Below are 19,324 nucleotides of genomic sequence, written 5' to 3'. Positions count from 1 at the left end.
CTGGTGAGCACCAGGCAAAGCCGATTGAAACGAAATCCCATGAAGAATTGCTTATGGACTTTAAGTCGTGGGAGGCAGGAAGTAACACAGAACCACGCGCCGTTGGTGGTGGTTCGCCAGCCATCGCATTGACGGCTCCAAAAGGCATCAGCTTTGCGACTCCGAAAGCAATTGTGAGCTACGCGGGTACTGGTCTCAATACCGTAGCACAGCAGAATTTACAAATGACTGCAGGCCAATGCCTCAACCTCAACGCTGGCAAGGGCATCTCGCTATTCGCCCAGAGCGACGGCATCAACCTGATCGCGCACAAAGGAAAGCTGCTGCTCCAAAGCCAGCATGACGAGACCGAGTTTAACGCGGCCAAGGGTATAAAGCTCACCGCTAGCGAGGGCAAGATCATCGGCATGGCGACGGAAATTGTCTTGATTGCGGAAGACGGTTCCTTCATCAAGATCGGCGACGGAATCACGCTCGGCACCAGAGGCACGATTACACACCATGGCGCCAAGTTTCCATTCAAAGGGGCAACCACGATGAGCGCCTCTCTCCCAACCTTCGACGAAGGAAATACAGACCTCAAATTCGAAGCACGCTACTACAGCCAGTTTGACGACAGCATCCCCGCACCTGACGTGGATGTCGAGATTAATGCCAGCGATGGGACTGAACGCTCGGAAAAAACCGATGGCAGTGGAAAGACGGCGATGCTGCAAAGCGACGCGATGCATCTTGCCTCCGCCAAGGTAATGCGTAACAAGTCCAGCTAGCCTTTGCCAAAAGGAGTTTAAGGTGGGAATCTACACGAAAGTGCCATACGAAGCAGGCTTTGCCAGCGGCGTCTACGCCCGTAAACGCTTGAAAGACAAGGTGATTCCGCTGCGGCATAACGTGCCCGGCAACATCATCGTCATTCATGGCGTCAACGATGTCGGCACAGCATACGCAGCGGTTGAAAGTGGCTTGTGCGAGGGTTTAAGCACCCGCCTTTGCGGCGACCTCAAGGCGGCCAGCTATCGCCTTCCAGCCGAATCAGACAACAACAAAGTGGAAGAAGACCCCGACGCCATCTTCTACAAACGCACCATCTCCGACAGTACTCACAGTCCCGTGATCCCGTTCTATTGGGGATTCCGGGAACTCGACGCGCATGTCAGCAGCAACGCCAAGCTGGCGCGGGGACAGTTCCTTGATCGCCATGGCAATCGCCTGGACAAGGATTATTGGAAGGGTGGCGGTCCGTTCGCCAATGCCACTAGCACATTGCCCGATATGTGGAATCGCGGCAAATGGGGTGTGTTCCGGGCGTTGGACATTGCGCAGAAAGACGCTACTCACCCGGTTTTGAACAACCCTGGTCGCATGTATATGATCTTGGCCGCGCAACGCTTGGCCGCGCTGATTTGCATGATCCGGGACTATGATGAGAATGAAACTGTTTCCATCGTGGCGCATAGCCAAGGCTGCCTGGTCAGTCTGTTGGCGCAGGCGTTTCTGCTCGATCCGAAGATCAAGGCGGTCCAGCCCAATGCCAGGCCTGCCGACACTTTGATTCTGAACAATCCGCCCTATAGCTTGGTCGAAAACATCCCGATATCGGTGTCCGCTGTCGACGGCTATTCCGATGATGATGCCCTGATGAAGAATCGATATAGTTCGATCGACGGTATTCAAACTTTGAACGCGCGCTTGACTACCCTATCGCGGATAACCAAGGCCATCTGGGCGCGCAAACACACTCAACCTCCGATGGCGGAGTTGCCTGAGGTCGCGAAGCACTTTGGTGTAGTCGGCAAAGCCTGGAAGGCCAGTGAGGACCGGGATAATCGCGGGAAGGTGTATTTGTACTTCGGCCCGGAAGACATGACGGTGGCCCTCTCCAATGTTCAAGGCATTGGATGGCAGGGTGTGCCTGAGTACCAACGCGGCACAAAGACAGTACGGAAGGAGACCGCTGGCATCAAGCACAATAGTTCCAGCGACATCCTGCGCAAGCCGTTGGGAGAGTTGGGAGAAGGGTTCCGCCAGCGCGTGTTTACGCGCAAGCGTCGGCCTGATCCAATGTCCGGCGAATACGTGCAAGTTGGGGCTGCTAACAGCCCTTACTACTTCATGTTGCGTCAGCCAGGAGAGGACGACCAGTCGCACAGCGAGGTCAGTGATTTTTTCCTGAGCAAGCACGCGGTGCGGGGCCATCTCGCCGGCAGGAAGGATACCCCGGAGGGCGCAGACGTGGAGGAGACGATCAGCCATGGTGTGCGGCTCATCAACGGAGAGGCGCTAAAACAGCCCGTACTTGCCAGCCTTCTTGAAGGATCGTTCTCCGATGCGAAAGGGCGTGCAGGGGGCATAGAGGCTGTCGATCAGATCGACGCAGCTATCGCTGTCACGAGTGAATACGGCGTGTACAACATGTGGCTGACTGTCCCCTACGTATATCCAGCTGCAGAAGCAGACAAGTTGGTCATTTCCGACAGCCCCAGGCGGGAATTGCATAACCTGAGGGTTGGGCATACAGCCGATCTGAAAAGCAAGGTGCAGGACTGGCTAAACAAGGATAAGGTTGTAGGGGAGTGCTGCGAAGTGCTGGAGGCTTACGTTTGCATGAATAACGGCTTTACGCCGCTGCCGGCCAACCCCGCCAAGGTGATTGTCAAACGCACCGAAACGCCCAATGAAGCGAGGTTGCGTTGGCAGAAAACCAAAGTCCCCCGCTCCTTCCACGGCGCCATCTTCGGCGGCAAGGAAAACCACCGCAACGTGACCGCTTATGACGTCGCTATCGGTAGCGGCAAAGCGTCGAGCGATCCCAAATTCTACAAGTACCTGTGTGAGTTCGCGGACTGGCGGGTGCAAAAGGATCCTCTTAGGAAGCGGAGGAGCATCCTGCAATGGGAGGAATTTAGAGCAACTCACGCGGCCTATTTGGGATCCGAACCGGCGTGGCGAAGACGCCTAATCGAGGGCAATGCCGAGTACTACTCGACAGGTGTATTGCCAGCTGGATTGCCGGTATTGCCGGAGGGCTTGCCTGCTGACGTGCTGTCGGAGTTGAAATCCTGAATATATTCCGTGGAGGCCACATGTCGAAAGCGATGATGGTTTTTTGGGTTTGTTTGGGAGTGCTGGTGTTCTTCATCTATAAGGCCTACGTGAACACGCATTCAAGAACTCCAACGCCAGCCAAACAGACAGCTGCTATAGCCCGGAAAGCGGCTGATACCCCAAGAGCAAAAGAGTATGTCCTGGAGGTGATTGGTCTTGGCGTTACCCTTGATAAATATCGCCAGAAAGCGCTTTGGCAGGCGTTGGTGAATGGGAATGCTCACACAACTATAAGGGAGACGGATCCAAAAAAATATCCCTGGCAAGGAACCGATAAGAGTGGCCTGTCTGGTGAACACGAGGGTGCCAGCCTTGAGAATGCCGCTTTTGAAATTCCCCAATTTTGGGGAACGCCGGTATTTAATGCGGAGCCATTGTGCCACCGGAGTATTCAAGCAGGCGGGACAAAGCTTGAGCAAGTAGGGATTACGGGCGGTGTTGGTGTATCGGGAATGATCACCCATCTCTTTGTGGCCAATCATCACGAGCTGTCCGAGAGGCCTGATCGGATTGTTGAAATGATTTTCACATTTTTCGACAAGAACCCCGATGTTCCTTACGTAGTCCTCACTTCTGCCGATAGTATGCCAATGCGATTAGCATATCTGCCAACTTACACGGTTATGAAAGACGGCTACTATGTCCCCGAGATGCCGGACTCGTCTGCTCTATTTGTGTTGGCAAGGCGCGAGCGTGTCGACGCCATGCGGCCATTTGTCTTCGAGGATGTCAGTGATGGTAAGTCAGTAGCCTTCCAAAACGACTACGGAATTGCCAGACGTCTGTTTCTCGCTTACTTGAACCTGCGTGATTCGGTTCCACGTCATCCCGACAGCATTGGCTTGCAACCAAACACCGCGGAATGGCTCGCCGAAGCAGCAAAATTCGGCGCCCGTCCCGACATCCGTGGCACAGGCCCAATCAGCTTCCTGGACGCCACTTCCTTGTGGAAGCACCATCCGCCGCGCGACTGGAAGCCCACTCCCTGGTTCCCCGTCCCATGGAACACTGATCAGCTTGAACGCTTTGATGCGCTGCCGAGCCTCGGCTTCATTCACCGCCCCGTCTTCGTCAAGATGACCGATAACGAAGGCAAGGCAATCAAGCACCAGGCCGACCGTGAAGCCGCCTTGCACGCCGGCTGGCAGGAAGCATTGCAGACCTTGCCGCAAGCAGAGCGCGCCGCCGGACCGGCGCGCGTGATCGTCGCCACCGCCAACAACCAGAAGCAACTGATCACCTTCCACGGCCTGCTCCGCCAGATCGAAGCCGACGGTGGTCCCGAGATCGACCCGTCCAAGTCCAACCAGTTCATCGACACGGACCGCCGACTCGGCAACACTGGTGCCGCGACGTTCTTCATGCAGATGGCAATCGGCGTGATCGGCAGCTACCAGGAGGGCGGCGTCAGCGCCGCTTTCAACCTGCGCGACCCGAACGAAGCCAGCATCATCCTCGTGACTCCGCCGTCCGAAGAAAAACGCAGATCTCAATATCACACAATAGGCACCAGAATCCTGGAAAACACGACCCTGCCCCAGATCGATCCGAAAAACTACGAGCGTCCATAAGGAAAGAACCATGCGCAAAGTCATCTGCGTCGGCTACTCCACCTCGCACGGCGGCAAAGTCATCAGCAGCGCCGCGCCGCACTTCACAGTCGACGGCAAGCCCGTCGCCGTCTTGGGTGACAAATGCACTTGCCCGGTTGTTGGCCACGGCGGTGTCTGCACCATCATCGAAGGCGATTCCGATCACACAATAGACGGCGTTCCCGTGGCATATGAAGGCCACAAAACCAGCTGCGGCGCAACGCTCATGGCGAGCGGCGACATGCTTCACAAGGGCTAATCCAGCGCCGCTACACGATCCACGCATGCTGCTAAAATGAAGGCGCGTGATGCTACGCTTGCTGACGACTTCCGTCTTTGACGACTGGCTGTTGAACCTGAAGGATAAGGCGGCTGTCAGTTCCATCCAGGTACGCATTGCGCGTGCGCGTAACGGAAGCTTTGGAGACTGCGCTGCAGTGGGTGGTGGCGTCTCCGAAATGCGGATTCACCTTGGCCCCGGCTACAGAATCTACTTTGCAAGGTATGGCAAGGAGATCGTGATCCTGTTGGCGGGCGGTGACAAGTCTTCTCAGCGTGACGACATCAAGCGAGCACGGCAACTATTGCGTGATATACAAGGTATAGAATGACAATCCAGCTGACGGAATGGGATGGCTCAAGATATTTGCAGACGCGCGAGGACGTGGGCTTATACCTGACAGCATGTTTTACTGAGGGCGGCAGTGACGCCGCTTTGCTTGCCCAGGCGTTGGACGATATCGCCCGTTCCACTGGCTTGGCGCAACTCGCACTGGAAAGTGGGATCGATGCTCATGAATTGGCGCAATCGCTTTCTCCAGGGGAGGGGCCCAGTTTTGATGCAGTCCTGAAATTGGTCAGCATGCTTGGACTTCAGTTCAGAATCGAACCGTGCGCGGCATAGCTGGCGTATCTACTTCTTGCCATGCACCTTGCTGGGTCTGCAATAGGCGACCCACGATGAGCAACATGTTCGGGTAAGCGATCGGTATTATTTAGAAGCGAGGGCGAAAGAATAGTTCCACTGCTTGCCCGGCAGCGCACACTGCTACGTTCCAATTCGCTATATTCTAGGTTTCACAAGATAGCTCAGGAATCTCCTTCTGCATGAATGATAGGCTAAGGGCTATGACCAGTCCTGGGGCTTGCTTGGCCTTACGTTGCGCCCGCTCAAAGTAGCGTTGCCAAAGCAGTGCCATCATCGCCGAACCCCTAGCCCCCGAGGAGCCCCAGTGGAAAGCGATCTGCTCGACTTCCTGGTCCAGCCCAAGGACCTCATCACCACCAACCGCCCCCTGCGCCTGCGCCTGGACTGCTCCACCCAGCTCTCCGACGACATGCTGCTGCCGCAGCGCGTGTACGGCGCCGAAAGCATCTGCGGCGGGCTCGAATACCGCATCCTGTGCGTCTCCGCGCGCGCCCAGCTGCCGCTCAAGGAATTCATCGGACTGCCCGCCGCGCTGGACTTCGTCACCGACCGGGGCGGCCTGCGCAGCATCTGCGGCATCATCACCGAGATTGCCGCCGGCGACAGCGACGGCGGCCTGGCCAGCTACCAGCTGGTGCTGCGCGACGCGCTCTCCATCATGGACAAGCGCACCAACACCCGCGTGTTCCGCAACAAGGACGAAGTGGAAATCGTCCAGCTGATCCTGGACGAATGGCGGCTGGGGAACCGCATCGTCGGCATCTGCTTTCAGCACGAACTGGCCGACTTCTTCGACACCATCAGCTACCCCAAGCGCGAATTCACCATGCAGCACAACGAGTCCGACGGCGCTTTCATCCGCCGCCTGCTCAAACGGCGCGGTATCTCCTGGTACTTCCGCGCCGACCACGGCGAGCGCACCCTGTTCCACACCATGGTGCTGCTCAACCGCCCCGACAGCGTGCGCGAAAACGCCGCCGGCGCCGTGCGCTACCACCGCGACAGCGCCACCGAAGAACGCGACAGCATCACCTCCTGGAGCGCTGTGCGCACGCTGCAACCGGGCAGCACCGCCACCCACAGCTGGGACTACCGCAACCCGCTCGGCGTGCACTTCATGAGCGTGGCCGCGCTTGGGGAGGCCGACCAAGGCAGCAGCGGCCGCTGGATGGCCGCCAGCATGGACGACTACCAGGTGCTGCCGCCGCACGCTGGCGACGACCATGAAGACCTGTTCAAACTTGGCCAGCTGCGCATGCAGCGCCACGACTACGAAACCAAGTGCTTCCACGCCGAAGGCAGCGTGCGCGACCTGTGCGTGGGCGAATACTTCACGCTCGAAGGCCACCCTGAGATCAGCAGCCACGCCGCAGAGGAGCGCGACTTCACCGTCACGGCGCTGCAGGTGACCGCGCAGAACAACCTGCCCAAGGCGCTGGCCGCGCGCGTGGAACGCCTGTTCGCCCGCAATCGTTGGATGCGCAAGGATGCGGACTGCGCGCACGATGCGCAGCTGCACCAGGAGCTGGCCGGGCACGTGGCCGAAGGCAGCTCGCGCATGCACATCCAGTTCACCGCCGTGCGGCGCGGCGTCCCCATCGTGCCCGCCTACGACCCGCGCACCGACCTGCCGCAGCCGCAGATGCAAAGCGCCATCGTAGTCGGCCCGGAAGGCGAGGAAGTGCATTGCGACGAAATGGGCCGCGTAAAGATCCGCTTCCCCGGCACGCGTGCGCAGGACCATGGCGACCGCGGCTTGGCCGGCGCCAACAATGACGAATGCGACTCGGCCTGGGTCCGCGTCGCCTCCAACTGGGCCGGCAACGGCCCCGGCCACCAAAGCCAGTGCGGCACCCTGGGCCTGCCGCGCATCGGCAGCGAGGTGCTGGTGGCCTTCCTTGGCGGCGATCCGGACAAGCCGGTGATCGTGGGGCAGCTCTACAACCAGGAAGGTCTGCCGCCCGCGCTGAGCACGATGGATGGGCTGCCCGGCAACAAGCACCTGTCCGGCATCAAAAGCCGCGAAATCAAAGGCGGTCGCTCAAACCAGCTGCGGTTGGATGATACGACTGGCCAGATAAGCGCGCAGTTGGCGAGTGACCACGGCAACAGCCAATTGAATCTTGGGTTTCTTACGCATCCGAAAAGTTGCGGCGCTGGCGACGCACGCGGCGAGGGCGTGGAATTAAGCAGCGGTGAGCAGATCGCGCTGCGAGCTGCAAAAGGCCTGTTGCTCTCAGCATGGAAGCACTGCGGGACTGACGGCAAACAGATGGATCGCCAGCAGTTCCTTGATCTCTTGGCCGACTGCGCCGAATTGGTCAAATCTCTTGGCGAATACGCTGGTGAGCATCAGGCAAAGCCGGTGGACGCGAAATCCCATGAAGAACTGTTTGAAGATTTTAAGGTATGGGCTGCAGGAAGCAACACAGAACCGCGCGCCGTTGGTGGCGGTTCGCCAGCCATCGCATTGACGGCTCCGACAGGCATCAGCTTTGCCACACCGAAAGCAATTGTGAGCTACGCCGGTACTGGTCTCAATACTGTCGCACAGCAGAATTTACAAATGACTGCAGGCCAATGCATCAACCTCAACGCAGGCAAGGGCATCTCGCTATTCGCCCAGAGCGACGGCATCAACATGATCGCGCACAAAGGAAAGCTGCTTCTCCAAAGTCAGCATGACGAGACAGAGCTTAACGCGGCCAAGGATATGAAGCTCACCGCTAGCGAGGGCAAGGTCATCGGCATGGCGAAAGAAATTGTTTTGATTGCGGAAGATGGTTCCTTCATCAAGATCGGCGACGGGATCACGCTCGGCACCGGGGGCACGATTACACACCATGGCGCCAAGTTTCCATTCAAAGGGACATCCACGATGAGCACCGCTCTTCCAACCTTTGATGAAGGTAATACAGACCTCAAGTTCGAAGCACGCTACTACAGCCATTTGGACGGCGGCATCCCTGCACCTGAGATGGATGTTGAGACCAGTGCCAGTGATGGGACTGAGCACTCTGAAAAAACCGATGTTGACGGCAAGACGGCGATGCTGCAAAGCGACGCTATGCATCTTGCTTCCGCCAAGGTAATCCGTAACAAGTCCAGCTAGCCTGCGTGCAAGGGAGTTTAAAGTGGGAATCTACAAGAAAGTGCCATACGAGGCGGGCGCTGCCAGCGGCGTGTACGCTCCCAAACGCTTGAAGAACAAGGTGATTCCGTTGCGGCATAACCTGCCTGGCAACATTATCGTGATCCATGGCGTAAATGATGTCGGAACCGCATACGAAGCGGTTGAAAGTGGCTTGTGCGAGGGCTTAAGTACCCGCCTTTGCGGTGATCTCAAGGCGGCCAGCTATCGCCTTCCAGCCGAAGCAGACAACAAAAAATTGGAAGAAGACCCAGATGCCATTTTCTACAAGCGCACCATCTCGGATAGTACCCACAGTCCCGTGATTCCGTTCTATTGGGGATTCCGAGAGCTCGACGCGCAGGTTAGCAGCAACGCCAAGCTGGCGCGCGGACAATTCCTTGATCGCCATGGAAACCGCCTTGACAAGGATTTTTCGAAGGGCGGCGGTCCGTTCGCCAATGCCACCAGCACCTTGCCCGATATGTGGAATCGTGGCAAATGGGGAGTGTTTCGGGCGCTAGACATCGCGCAGCAGGACGCCACTCATCCGGTTCTGAACAACCCGGGCCGCATGTACATGATTCTGGCAGCACAACGGTTGGCTGCGCTGATTTGCATAATCCGGGACTACGACGAGAATGAAACCGTGTCCATCGTGGCGCATAGCCAAGGCTGTCTGATCAGTCTGCTAGCACAGGCATTTCTGCTAGATCCGAAGATCAAGGCGGTTCAACCCAATGCCAGGCCTGCCGATACTTTAATTCTGAACAACCCTCCGTACAGCTTGGTCGATGACATCCCGACACCTGTGGCAGCTGTCGATGGCTATAGTGATAACGATGACGTGATGCAGGATCGATATGATCCTATCAAGGGCGTTCAAACCTTGAACGCCCGCCTGACGACGTTATCGCGGATAACCAAGGCGATCTGGTCCCGCCGGCACACACAGCCGCCGCTAGAGGAGTTGCCTGAGATTGTGAAGCACTTTGGCGTAGTCGGCAAAGCCTGGAAGGCCAGCGACGACCGTGACAACCGCGGCAAGGTGTATTTGTACTTCGGTCCGGAAGACATGACGGTTGCCCTCGCCAATGTTCAAGGCATTGGATGGCAGGGCGTGCCGGAGTACCAGCGCGGCACAAAGACAGTGCTAAAGGAAATCGCTGGCATCAAGCGCAATAGCGCCGTCCGCATCCTGCGTAAGCCGCTGGAGGAATTGGGAGAAGGGTTCCGTCAGCGCGTGTTTACGCGCAAGCGCAGACCTGATCCGAGGTCCGGTGCATACGTACAGGTGGGGGCTGCTAACAGCCCTTATTACTTCATGCTGCGTCAGCCTGGGGAGGACGACCAGTCGCATAGCGAGGTCAGCGACTCCCTCCTGAGTAAGCATGTCGTACGGAGCCATCTCGCTGGCAGGAGGAATACCCCGGAAGGCGCAGATGTGGGCGAGACGGTAAGCCATAGTGTTCGGCTCATTAATGGAGAATCGCTAAAACAGCCCGTATTGGCCAGCCTTCTGGAAGGATCGTTTCCCGATGCGAAAGGGCGTGTCGGCGGCACGGAGGCTGTCGATCAGATCGATGCGGCAATCGCTGTCACCAGTCAATACGGTGTGTACAACATGTGGCTGACCGTCCCCTACGTTTATCCGATTGCGGAAACGGACAAGTTGGTCATTTCTGATAGCCCTAAACGGGAATTGCACTACCTCAGAGTCGGGCATACGGCTGATCTGAAGAATAAGGTTCAGGATTGGCTGAATAAAGAAAAGGAGGCAGGCGAGTGCTGCGAAGTGCTGGAAGCTTACGTTTGCATGAATAACGGTTTTACCCCGCTGCCGGCCAAGCCCGCCAAGGTGATTATCAAACGTACCGAGACACCCAATGAAGCGAGGCTGCGTTGGCAGCAAACCAAAGTCCCTCGATCTTTCCACGGTGCCATTTTCGGCGGCAAGGAAAACCACCGTAACGTGACCGCGTATGACGTCGCTATCGGTAGCGGCAAAGCGTCGAGCGATCCCAATTTTTACAGCTACTTATGTGACGTCGCAGACTGGCGGTTGCAAGAAATGCCCTCCAGAAAGAGGCCGGGCATTATGCAATGGGAGAAATTCCAAGGCACTCATAAGGTCTATTTGGGATCCGAACCAGAATGGCGGAAACGCCTAATCGCGGGCAATGCCCACTACTACTCAAGCGGTGTATTACCTGATGGATTGCCAGTACTGCCGGAAGGCCTGCCTGCCGATGTCTTGACGGAGCTGAAATCCTGAAAACTAATGCGTGGAGTCAACATGTCAAAAACGATGATGGTTCTTTGGGTCTGCCTAGGGGGGCTGATATTTTGCTTATATAAGACATACATGAACACACATTCAAAATCTCCTTTGAAGCAAGCCAAGCTGTCAGCGGCTGCGGCTCCGAAAGCGGCTGCTGAGCCCGGAAGAAAGGAGTACGTTTTGGAGGTGATTGGTCTTGGCGTGACGCTCGACAAGTATCGGCAGAAGGCGATCTGGCAGGCCTTGGTGGACGGGAACGCCTATACGACGATACGCGAGATGGATCCGAAGAAATATCCATGGTCAGGCAACGACAAGGACGGTCTTTCCGGTGGGCATGAAGGCGCTAGTCTTGAAAATGCCGGGTTTGAGATTCCTCAATTTTGGGGAACGCCGGTATTTAATGCCGAGCCATTGTGCCATAGGATTATTCAAGAAAACGGGACAAAGCTTGCCCAAGTGGGAATTACTGGCGGTGTTGGCGTATCGGGAATGATCACCCATCTCTTTGTGGCTAATCATCATGAGCTGTCCGAGCGACCTGATCGTATTGTCGAAATGATTTTCACGTTTTTTGACAAGAACCCAGATGTTCCTTACGTAGTCCTCACTTCTGCCGATAGCACGCCGATGCGACTTGCATATATGCCGACCTATACGGTGATGAAGAACGGCTACTATGTCCCCGAGATGCCGGACTCGTCTGCTATGTTTGTATTGTCCAGACGGGAGCGTGTCGACGCCATGCGGCCGTTTGTTTTCGAGGATGTCAGTGACGGAAAATCAGTGGCCTTTCAAAATGCTAACGGGATTGCCCGACGCCTATTCCTCACTTACTTGAAGTTGCAGGAATCGGTCCCACGGCACCCGGACAGCACTGGTCTGCAACCAAACAGCACAGAATGGCTCGCCGAGGCAGCAAAATTCGCCGCCCGTCCTGAAATCCGTGGGACCGGCACTATCAGCTTCCTGGACGCCACTTCCTTGTGGAAGCACCATCCGCCGCGCGACTGGAAGCCCACTCCCTGGTTCCCCGTCCCATGGAACACTGATCAGCTTGAACGCTTTGATGCGCTGCCGAGCCTCGGCTTCATTCACCGCCCCGTCTTCGTCAAGATGACCGATAACGAAGGCAAGGCAATCAAGCACCAGGCCGACCGTGAAGCCGCCTTGCACGCCGGCTGGCAGGAAGCATTGCAGACCTTGCCGCAAGCAGAGCGCGCCGCCGGACCGGCGCGCGTGATCGTCGCCACCGCCAACAACCAGAAGCAACTGATCACCTTCCACGGGCTGCTCCGCCAGATCGAAGCCGACGGTGGTCCCGAGATCGACCCGTCCAAGTCCAACCAGTTCATCGACACGGACCGCCGACTCGGCAACACCGGTGCCGCGACGTTCTTCATGCAGATGGCAATCGGCGTGATCGGCAGCTACCAAGAGGGCGGCGTCAGCGCCGCTTTCAACCTGCGCGACCCGAACGAAGCCAGCATCATCCTCGTGACTCCGCCGTCCGAAGAAAAACGCAAATCTCAATATCACACAATAGGCACCAGAATCCTGGAAAACACGACCCTGCCCCAGATCGATCCGAAAAACTACGAGCGTCCATAAGGAAAGAACCATGCGCAAAGTCATCTGCGTCGGCGACTCCACCTCGCACGGCGGCAAAGTCATCAGCAGCGGCGCGCCGCACTTCACAGTCGACGGCAAGCCCGTCGCCGTCTTGGGTGACAAATGCACTTGCCCGGTTGTTGGCCACGGCGGTGGCTGCACCATCATCGAAGGCGATTCCGAGCACACAATAGACGGCGTTCCCGTGGCATATGAAGGCCACAAAACCAGCTGCGGCGCAACGCTCATGGCAAGCGGCGACATGCTTCACAAGGGCTAATGCAGCGCCGCTGCACGATCCACGCGCGCTGCTAAAATGAAGGCGCGCGATGCTACGCTCGCTGACGACTTCCGTCTTTGACGACTGGCTGTTGAACCTGAAGAACAAGGCTGCTGCAGTTCCATCCAGGTACGCATTGCGCGTGCGCGTAACGGAAGCTTTGGAGACTGTGCTGCAGTGGGTGGTGGCGTCTCCGAAATGCGGGTTCACCTTGGCCCCGGCTACAGAATCTACTTTGCAAGGTATGGCAAGGAGATTGTGATCCTGTTGGCGGGCGGTGACAAGTCTTCTCAGCGTGACGACATCAAGCAAGCACGGCAACTATTGCGCGCTATACGAGGCATAGAATGACAATCCAGCTGACAGAATGGGACGGCTCAAGATATTTGCAGACGCGCGAGGACGTGGGCTTATACCTGACAGCATGTTTTACTGATGGCGGCAGTGACGCCGCTTTGCTTGCCCAGGCGTTGGACGATATCGCCCGCTCTACTGGCTTGGCGCAACTCGCACGGGAAAGCGGGATCGATGCTCATGAATTGGCGCAATCGCTTCCTCCAGGGGGGCGTCCCAGTTTTGATGCAGTCCTGAAATTGGTCAGCATGCTTGGACTTCAGTTCAGAATCGAACCGTGCGCGGCATAGCTGGCGTATCTACTTCTTGCCATGCACCTTGCTGGGTCTGCAATAGGCGACCCACGATGAGCAACATGTTCGGGTAAGCGATCGGTATTATTTAGAAGCGAGGGCGAAAGAATAGTTCCACTGCTTGCCCGGCAGCGCACACTGCTACGTTCCAATTCGCTATATTCTAGGTTTCACAAGATAGCTCAGGAATCTCCTTCTGCATGAATGATAGGCTAAGGGCTATGACCAGTCCTGGGGCTTGCTTGGCCTTACGTTGTGCCCGCTCAAAGTAGCGTTGCCAAAGCAGTGCCATCATCGCCGAACCCCTAGCCCCCGAGGAGCCCCAGTGGAAAGCGATCTGCTCGACTTCCTGGTCCAGCCCAAGGACCTCATCACCACCAACCGCCCCCTGCGCCTGCGCCTGGACTGCTCCACCCAGCTCTCCGACGACATGCTGCTGCCGCAGCGCGTGTACGGCGCCGAAAGCATCTGCGGCGGGCTCGAATACCGCATCCTGTGCGTCTCCGCGCGCGCCCAGCTGCCGCTCAAGGAATTCATCGGACTGCCCGCCGCGCTGGACTTCGTCACCGACCGGGGCGGCCTGCGCAGCATCTGCGGCATCATCACCGAGATTGCCGCCGGCGACAGCGACGGCGGCCTGGCCAGCTACCAGCTGGTGCTGCGCGACGCGCTCTCCATCATGGACAAGCGCACCAACACCCGCGTGTTCCGCAACAAGGACGAAGTGGAAATCGTCCAGCTGATCCTGGACGAATGGCGGCTGGGGAACCGCATCGTCGGCATCTGCTTTCAGCACGAACTGGCCGACTTCTTCGACACCATCAGCTACCCCAAGCGCGAATTCACCATGCAGCACAACGAGTCCGACGGCGCTTTCATCCGCCGCCTGCTCAAACGGCGCGGTATCTCCTGGTACTTCCGCGCCGACCACGGCGAGCGCACCCTGTTCCACACCATGGTGCTGCTCAACCGCCCCGACAGCGTGCGCGAAAACGCCGCCGGCGCCGTGCGCTACCACCGCGACAGCGCCACCGAAGAACGCGACAGCATCACCTCCTGGAGCGCTGTGCGCACGCTGCAACCGGGCAGCACCGCCACCCACAGCTGGGACTACCGCAACCCGCTCGGCGTGCACTTCATGAGCGTGGCCGCGCTTGGGGAGGCCGACCAAGGCAGCAGCGGCCGCTGGATGGCCGCCAGCATGGACGACTACCAGGTGCTGCCGCCGCACGCTGGCGACGACCATGAAGACCTGTTCAAACTTGGCCAGCTGCGCATGCAGCGCCACGACTACGAAACCAAGTGCTTCCACGCCGAAGGCAGCGTGCGCGACCTGTGCGTGGGCGAATACTTCACGCTCGAAGGCCACCCTGAGATCAGCAGCCACGCCGCAGAGGAGCGCGACTTCACCGTCACGGCGCTGCAGGTGACCGCGCAGAACAACCTGCCCAAGGCGCTGGCCGCGCGCGTGGAACGCCTGTTCGCCCGCAATCGTTGGATGCGCAAGGACGCGGACGGCGCGCACGATGCGCAGCTGCGTCAGGAGCTGGCCGGGCATGTTGCCGAAGGCAGCTCGCGCATGTACATCCAGTTCACCGCCGTGCGGCGCGGCGTCCCCATCGTGCCCGCCTACGACCCGCGCACCGACCTGCCGCAGCCGCAGATGCAAAGCGCCATCGTGGTCGGCCCGGAAGGCGAGGAAGTGCACTGCGACGAAATGGGCCGCGTAAAGATCCGCTTTCCCGGCACGCGTGCGCAGGACCACGGCGACCGCGGCCTGGCCGGCAGCGGCAACAACGAGTGCGACTCGGCCTGGGTCCGCGTCGCCTCCAACTGGGCCGGCAACGGACCCGGCCACCAAAGCCAGTGTGGCACCCTGGGCCTGCCGCGCATCGGCAGCGAGGTGCTGGTGGCCTTCCTCGGCGGCGATCCGGACAAGCCGGTGATCGTGGGGCAGCTCTACAACCAGGAAGGTCTGCCGCCCGCGCTGAGCGCGATGGACGGGCTGCCCGGCACCAAGCACCTGTCCGGCATCAAAAGCCGCGAAATCAAAGGCGGCCGCGCCAACCAGTTGCGGCTGGATGACACGACTGGCCAGATCAGCGCGCAGCTTGCGAGTGAGCACGGCCGGAGTGAACTCAACCTTGGATACCTTACCCACCCCAAGGAAGGCGGTCATGGCAAGCCGCGAGGCGAGGGTGCTGAGCTCCGAAGTGACGAGCACATAGCCTTGCGTGGTGCAAAAGGAATGTTGTTATCCACTTGGAACGCACTGCAGGGTAGTAGCCAACTGGAGTGAGGAGGACACCTTGCTTTGATGGAGGAGTGTCTAACTCTATTTCGTGCATTGGGCAATTATGCCGCTGATCATCAAGGCGTCAAACTGGACTCGAACCAACAAAATGAACTGCGTACTGCATTCGAAAAATGGGAAGGTGGAAGTAACACCCAACCTGGAGGGAATGGTGGAATCCCTGTTCTGGGAATAACAGCACCTGCCGGAATCAGCCTTGCTTCGTCTTCAACAATCGTTGGCTATGCCGGAAGCAATATCGATATGGTTGGAGCTCAAAACTTGCAACTGGCAGCCGGCGGTCGTTTGAACGTAAATGCGGGAAGAGGAATTGCGCTCTTTGCTCAAGACGGTGGCGTCAGTGCCATCGCTCACCAGGGAAACATGCTCCTGCAAAGTCAGCATGGCGACACTACGATCAACGCGTCTGGCGAGTTAAAACTGACCGCGAGTGAAGGTAAGCTAACAGCAGTTGCGGACGAGATCATGCTGGTGTCAAAAGGGGGGGCATTCATACGACTAGGCGAAGGCATCACGTTTGGTGCGAGCGGAGATCTTACCTTCAATGGCAGCGCTTTTCGTTTTGAAAAACCGGCCACCATGAAGGCAGAGGTGCCAGAGTTTGCGGCGGCGGCTCTCGTTCCGGAAGAGCTTTGTAAGCTTGAGAGCGACTTCGCCTTACAGCAGTTGACCGGTGTGGCAAGACGTTGCAGTGAAGGGGAATTCATAATCTTTGCCGCCCCTGTTTTCGGTTTCGATGTTCCTGCACCGGTGTACGTCAGCTTGTATGAAGCCCTGCGTGACGGCCGTATTCCTAATGCCCGAATTGTGGTCGTACAGGGTGGTGTCTACCCAGGGGCATTCGACACCGTAAAGCGCGAAATTGTTGTCCATCAAGGAGCTGCGTGCAAAGCCGCGAAAGATGCAGAGGCAGCTTGGGAGCTATTGACGGTACTCTTGCACGAATTCGGTCATCACATAGACTCAGTAATACGCGAAGACTTGGCTTCAAGCGAGGTGGAAGAGGCAAGCCCCTTGAAGACGGACGCGGAGGGCGACGAGGGGGCCAAGCTCGCTTATGCACTCGCATTTTTTGATTTTGAAAACAGTGTGGACACAGAGTTCGCACAGCTTGTATCGCAAGACTACTCCGGACCACTTCGCGTCAACTACAAAGATGCCCGGAACTATATCAAGCTTTCCCAAGATGACGAGGCGCAGCGGAAGGAGGGGAAATCCGGTGACCTTGAGTTGTTCGGAGCAAGTGGCGAGCATGTTAAGCAACGACCACTGGAATCGTTCGGCCATGAACAGATTGAGCAAGGATTGATTGCTGCCGACAAATTTGTCTTTGACCGCGACACAAGGCTACATATCTACTTTGGCAATTGGCTACGTGATTATTCGCAAATTCTGGATCCGAAAATCATCCGTCCTCCCGGTATGCCAAAGGATCTGACGCGCTATATCTCACGCGATACACTCACTAAAGTGGTCGATGTTCTTGCAGAAGAAAAATTCGTGTTTGAGGCGGCAAGCAAGAAAGAGTTCGCGGTTACAAAGGAAAACCTGGGCGTATACCGGGCCGTTGAGCATATCGACAACCCAACGAATTTTGACACTAACCCACGGGACAACCGTGCCGTGTATGCCGACTTCGAGCCGCCCCCTTCCGCAACTTACCTAAGTATAGATGCAGGCTCGTCGATGAAGCACTACATCGCCGCATCGCGAGACTATATGACCGCCCAAATCAACAAGGCAGTAGGTAGTGGAAAAACAGCCGAAGGTTGTCGCCATTTCGGAGCAGGGCTTCACGTCCTGGAAGACTATTTTGCACATAGCAATTTCGTCGAACTGAGCCTACGCAAGCTCGGTTATTCGAAAGTACTTCCTTGGACTTCAAAGACTACTTGTAAGTACGGCTATCCGGTCGTAACCGGCATGTTCGACAGCGAAGATGTTATCGCGAGTGTGGCTGCATTGTTCGCGGAGCCGATGCTGGTCTTCGAGCCTCGCAAGCCAGGTGAACGCACCAAAGGGGAAAGAATTCTGCTGATTCTTCTTGCGGATCACAGCGATCAGACATGGCTGGCCGGCTACGAGACGATGCTCAATCTTCGCGACAAAGTAGCAGCGATGCCAGGTGGAGTTTACTTGCAGGCTATCTTGTTTTATGCGCTGACTCCTGTTCACCTAATCAGTTTTGTTCGCAATTGCTTTGTTCATCTCATCGGTAATAGCGTCGACGACGCCCAGGTCTATGGTAAAGGAGACCCCAACATAAACGGCTCTACGGATCCCTCTCACTCACAGCTTGCCAAGGATCATGATGACCACCCATTTCATACGTTAGCCGCTTCTCTGGCAAAAACGGCCGTTACTCAGGTAGGGAAAGCCATGGCAGAAAGCTGGAAAGGAGCGGCAGGAGCTGATCCTGCCGCTCTGGCTGCGGCATATTTGGTGCATCCCTATGACTGCAATTGGCAGGATGAGACCGTTAAAACTTGGGCGCAGACGCACCAGGAAAATGTTAAGCGAGGTGAGTCTGTTACGGCATTTGAAGCCCTGCATGTAAAGCATGAGGCAGCAGTTAGGCAACGATTCAGGGAAGTCGAAAAACGAGCCCAAGAAGCAGAGGCGTACTTTAGGAAGTATGCCTTGTCAATCTCAGGAGAAAAAGCGCAGGTAAAGCCATGAAAGACGGAATCTTGTTTGCGGTCATCCTGGCCTACTCTTGCATTTGTAGTGCAGAAGATAGTTGCTCTGTAGGTAGGCTGGAGAAAATTAAATGCAGCGTGTCCGAGAGTGCCGCAGCTTTATTCGGCTTGGGCAAGACAAGAACTGTCACTCGGGGGGCGAAGCCTGAGATTGTTGTCAAAGGGACGCAAATATTCGTTAACAACCGAGCCATCGCGATAGGCCAGTCATTGGAGAAGTGGGCAAAACTTTTACCCGGCACGCCAATTTGCTCTACGGAGCTTCTAAGGCAGAGCTGTGTATGGGATAAGCTCGGCGTAGATATCTTGGCGGAGGATTCCTTGGTAATCTCCGTTACTGTTTTTTTTAACATCGAACCCTGGGGCCCGTTTGCTACCGAATTGCCTGATGGCACACCGATCGCTCCTTTAGTAGACGCCCGACCGAAGCATGCGTTTCCCGGCTACTTCGAGTTGGACGGATACGGAATCGACCCCCAAACAGAATTTTGGGAAATCCGTGCTCGCATCAATCCCCGCCGCAATCTTCATTGCGATATAGGTGGGAATTGCGGTAGCACGGCGATCTTGCTGACATCGGGCGTAAAAATCTACCTAGATCTCTATAGGACTACAAGCCCGCGCGGCAAGCTTGCTACGGTGGTGATTGGCCGATAGCCAAGAGGTCTCATTGAGGAAAATTCTCAATACTACTCAAGCGGCGTATTGCCCGAGGGACTGCCAGTTCTGCCGGAAGG

General features: G+C 57.0%; 15 protein-coding genes. All 15 read left to right on the top strand.

From position 1 onward, the window contains the following. Positions 1–53 precede the first annotated feature (53 nt). The 15 genes from KT882_RS00120 (at position 54) to KT882_RS00050 (ending at position 19,244) form a co-directional block, all read left to right on the top strand. The gene (locus KT882_RS00120) at positions 54–770 is read left to right on the top strand and encodes a DUF2345 domain-containing protein (protein WP_228896809.1); all 717 of its coding nucleotides are present in this window, start codon (positions 54–56) and stop codon (positions 768–770) included. Between the two features lie 22 nt (positions 771–792). Then, positions 793–3,063 carry a T6SS effector phospholipase Tle3 domain-containing protein gene (locus tag KT882_RS00115; RefSeq protein WP_228894073.1) on the top strand — a complete coding sequence of 757 codons (2,271 nt, stop codon included), beginning with the start codon at positions 793–795 and terminating at the stop codon, positions 3,061–3,063. A 20-nt stretch (positions 3,064–3,083) separates the two neighbouring features. Then, the gene (locus tag KT882_RS00110; RefSeq protein WP_228894072.1) at positions 3,084–4,676 is read left to right on the top strand and encodes a type VI lipase adapter Tla3 domain-containing protein; all 1,593 of its coding nucleotides are present in this window, start codon (positions 3,084–3,086) and stop codon (positions 4,674–4,676) included. Positions 4,677–4,686: 10 nt separating this feature from the next. Then, entirely contained in the window at positions 4,687–4,956 is a 270-nt protein-coding gene (locus tag KT882_RS00105) for a PAAR domain-containing protein (RefSeq protein WP_228894071.1), read from the top strand. 49 nt (positions 4,957–5,005) lie between these two features. Continuing rightward, positions 5,006–5,308, top strand: coding sequence for a type II toxin-antitoxin system RelE/ParE family toxin (locus tag KT882_RS00100; protein WP_161075705.1), 303 nt, complete (start codon positions 5,006–5,008; stop codon positions 5,306–5,308). Further along, a complete protein-coding gene (locus KT882_RS00095; RefSeq protein ID WP_228894070.1) occupies positions 5,305–5,601 on the top strand; it encodes an addiction module antidote protein in 297 nt (98 codons plus the stop codon). Before KT882_RS00100 ends, KT882_RS00095 begins: the two co-directional genes overlap by 4 nt. Before the next feature lie 328 nt (positions 5,602–5,929). Beyond that, positions 5,930–8,737: a type VI secretion system Vgr family protein gene (locus KT882_RS00090; protein WP_228894069.1), complete on the top strand. Its 2,808-nt coding sequence runs from the start codon at positions 5,930–5,932 to the stop codon at positions 8,735–8,737. 22 nt (positions 8,738–8,759) lie between these two features. Further along, a complete protein-coding gene (locus KT882_RS00085; RefSeq protein WP_161075699.1) occupies positions 8,760–11,030 on the top strand; it encodes a T6SS effector phospholipase Tle3 domain-containing protein in 2,271 nt (756 codons plus the stop codon). A gap of 21 nt (positions 11,031–11,051) precedes the next feature. After that, the gene (locus KT882_RS00080; RefSeq protein WP_161075698.1) at positions 11,052–12,647 is read left to right on the top strand and encodes a type VI lipase adapter Tla3 domain-containing protein; all 1,596 of its coding nucleotides are present in this window, start codon (positions 11,052–11,054) and stop codon (positions 12,645–12,647) included. A gap of 10 nt (positions 12,648–12,657) precedes the next feature. Then, positions 12,658–12,927, top strand: a complete 270-nt coding sequence (locus KT882_RS00075; protein WP_228894068.1) for a PAAR domain-containing protein — start codon at positions 12,658–12,660, stop codon at positions 12,925–12,927. A 177-nt stretch (positions 12,928–13,104) separates the two neighbouring features. Then, positions 13,105–13,278, top strand: a complete 174-nt coding sequence (locus KT882_RS30960) for a type II toxin-antitoxin system RelE/ParE family toxin (RefSeq protein ID WP_443094225.1) — start codon at positions 13,105–13,107, stop codon at positions 13,276–13,278. Further along, the gene (locus KT882_RS00065; protein ID WP_161075696.1) at positions 13,275–13,571 is read left to right on the top strand and encodes an addiction module antidote protein; all 297 of its coding nucleotides are present in this window, start codon (positions 13,275–13,277) and stop codon (positions 13,569–13,571) included. The genes KT882_RS30960 and KT882_RS00065 overlap by 4 nt, the downstream gene beginning before the upstream one ends. A 328-nt stretch (positions 13,572–13,899) precedes the next feature. Next, entirely contained in the window at positions 13,900–15,873 is a 1,974-nt protein-coding gene (locus KT882_RS00060) for a type VI secretion system Vgr family protein (protein WP_228894067.1), read from the top strand. An 18-nt stretch (positions 15,874–15,891) separates the two neighbouring features. After that, a complete protein-coding gene (locus KT882_RS00055) occupies positions 15,892–18,567 on the top strand; it encodes an HET-C-related protein (protein ID WP_228894066.1) in 2,676 nt (891 codons plus the stop codon). After that, the gene (locus tag KT882_RS00050; RefSeq protein WP_228894065.1) at positions 18,564–19,244 is read left to right on the top strand and encodes a DUF7738 domain-containing protein; all 681 of its coding nucleotides are present in this window, start codon (positions 18,564–18,566) and stop codon (positions 19,242–19,244) included. The genes KT882_RS00055 and KT882_RS00050 overlap by 4 nt, the downstream gene beginning before the upstream one ends. Positions 19,245–19,324: the final 80 nt, after the last annotated feature.

It is taken from the genome of Pseudoduganella aquatica (assembly GCF_020865585.1).
GTDB classification, from domain to species: Bacteria; Pseudomonadota; Gammaproteobacteria; order Burkholderiales; family Burkholderiaceae_D; genus Rugamonas; species Rugamonas aquatica_A.
Note: the sequence above shows the minus strand (reverse complement) of the source record. Positions and strands in the feature narration are given on the sequence as shown.

Coding starts and splice junctions, on each gene's coding strand:
- KT882_RS00120 (WP_228896809.1), top strand. CDS start 54: ATGGACTTTAAGTCGTGGGAGGCAGGAAGTAACACAGAACCACGCGCC.
- KT882_RS00050 (WP_228894065.1), top strand. CDS start 18,564: ATGAAAGACGGAATCTTGTTTGCGGTCATCCTGGCCTACTCTTGCATT.
- KT882_RS00065 (WP_161075696.1), top strand. CDS start 13,275: ATGACAATCCAGCTGACAGAATGGGACGGCTCAAGATATTTGCAGACG.
- KT882_RS00110 (WP_228894072.1), top strand. CDS start 3,084: ATGTCGAAAGCGATGATGGTTTTTTGGGTTTGTTTGGGAGTGCTGGTG.
- KT882_RS00100 (WP_161075705.1), top strand. CDS start 5,006: ATGCTACGCTTGCTGACGACTTCCGTCTTTGACGACTGGCTGTTGAAC.
- KT882_RS00055 (WP_228894066.1), top strand. CDS start 15,892: ATGGAGGAGTGTCTAACTCTATTTCGTGCATTGGGCAATTATGCCGCT.
- KT882_RS00080 (WP_161075698.1), top strand. CDS start 11,052: ATGTCAAAAACGATGATGGTTCTTTGGGTCTGCCTAGGGGGGCTGATA.
- KT882_RS00095 (WP_228894070.1), top strand. CDS start 5,305: ATGACAATCCAGCTGACGGAATGGGATGGCTCAAGATATTTGCAGACG.
- KT882_RS00075 (WP_228894068.1), top strand. CDS start 12,658: ATGCGCAAAGTCATCTGCGTCGGCGACTCCACCTCGCACGGCGGCAAA.
- KT882_RS00105 (WP_228894071.1), top strand. CDS start 4,687: ATGCGCAAAGTCATCTGCGTCGGCTACTCCACCTCGCACGGCGGCAAA.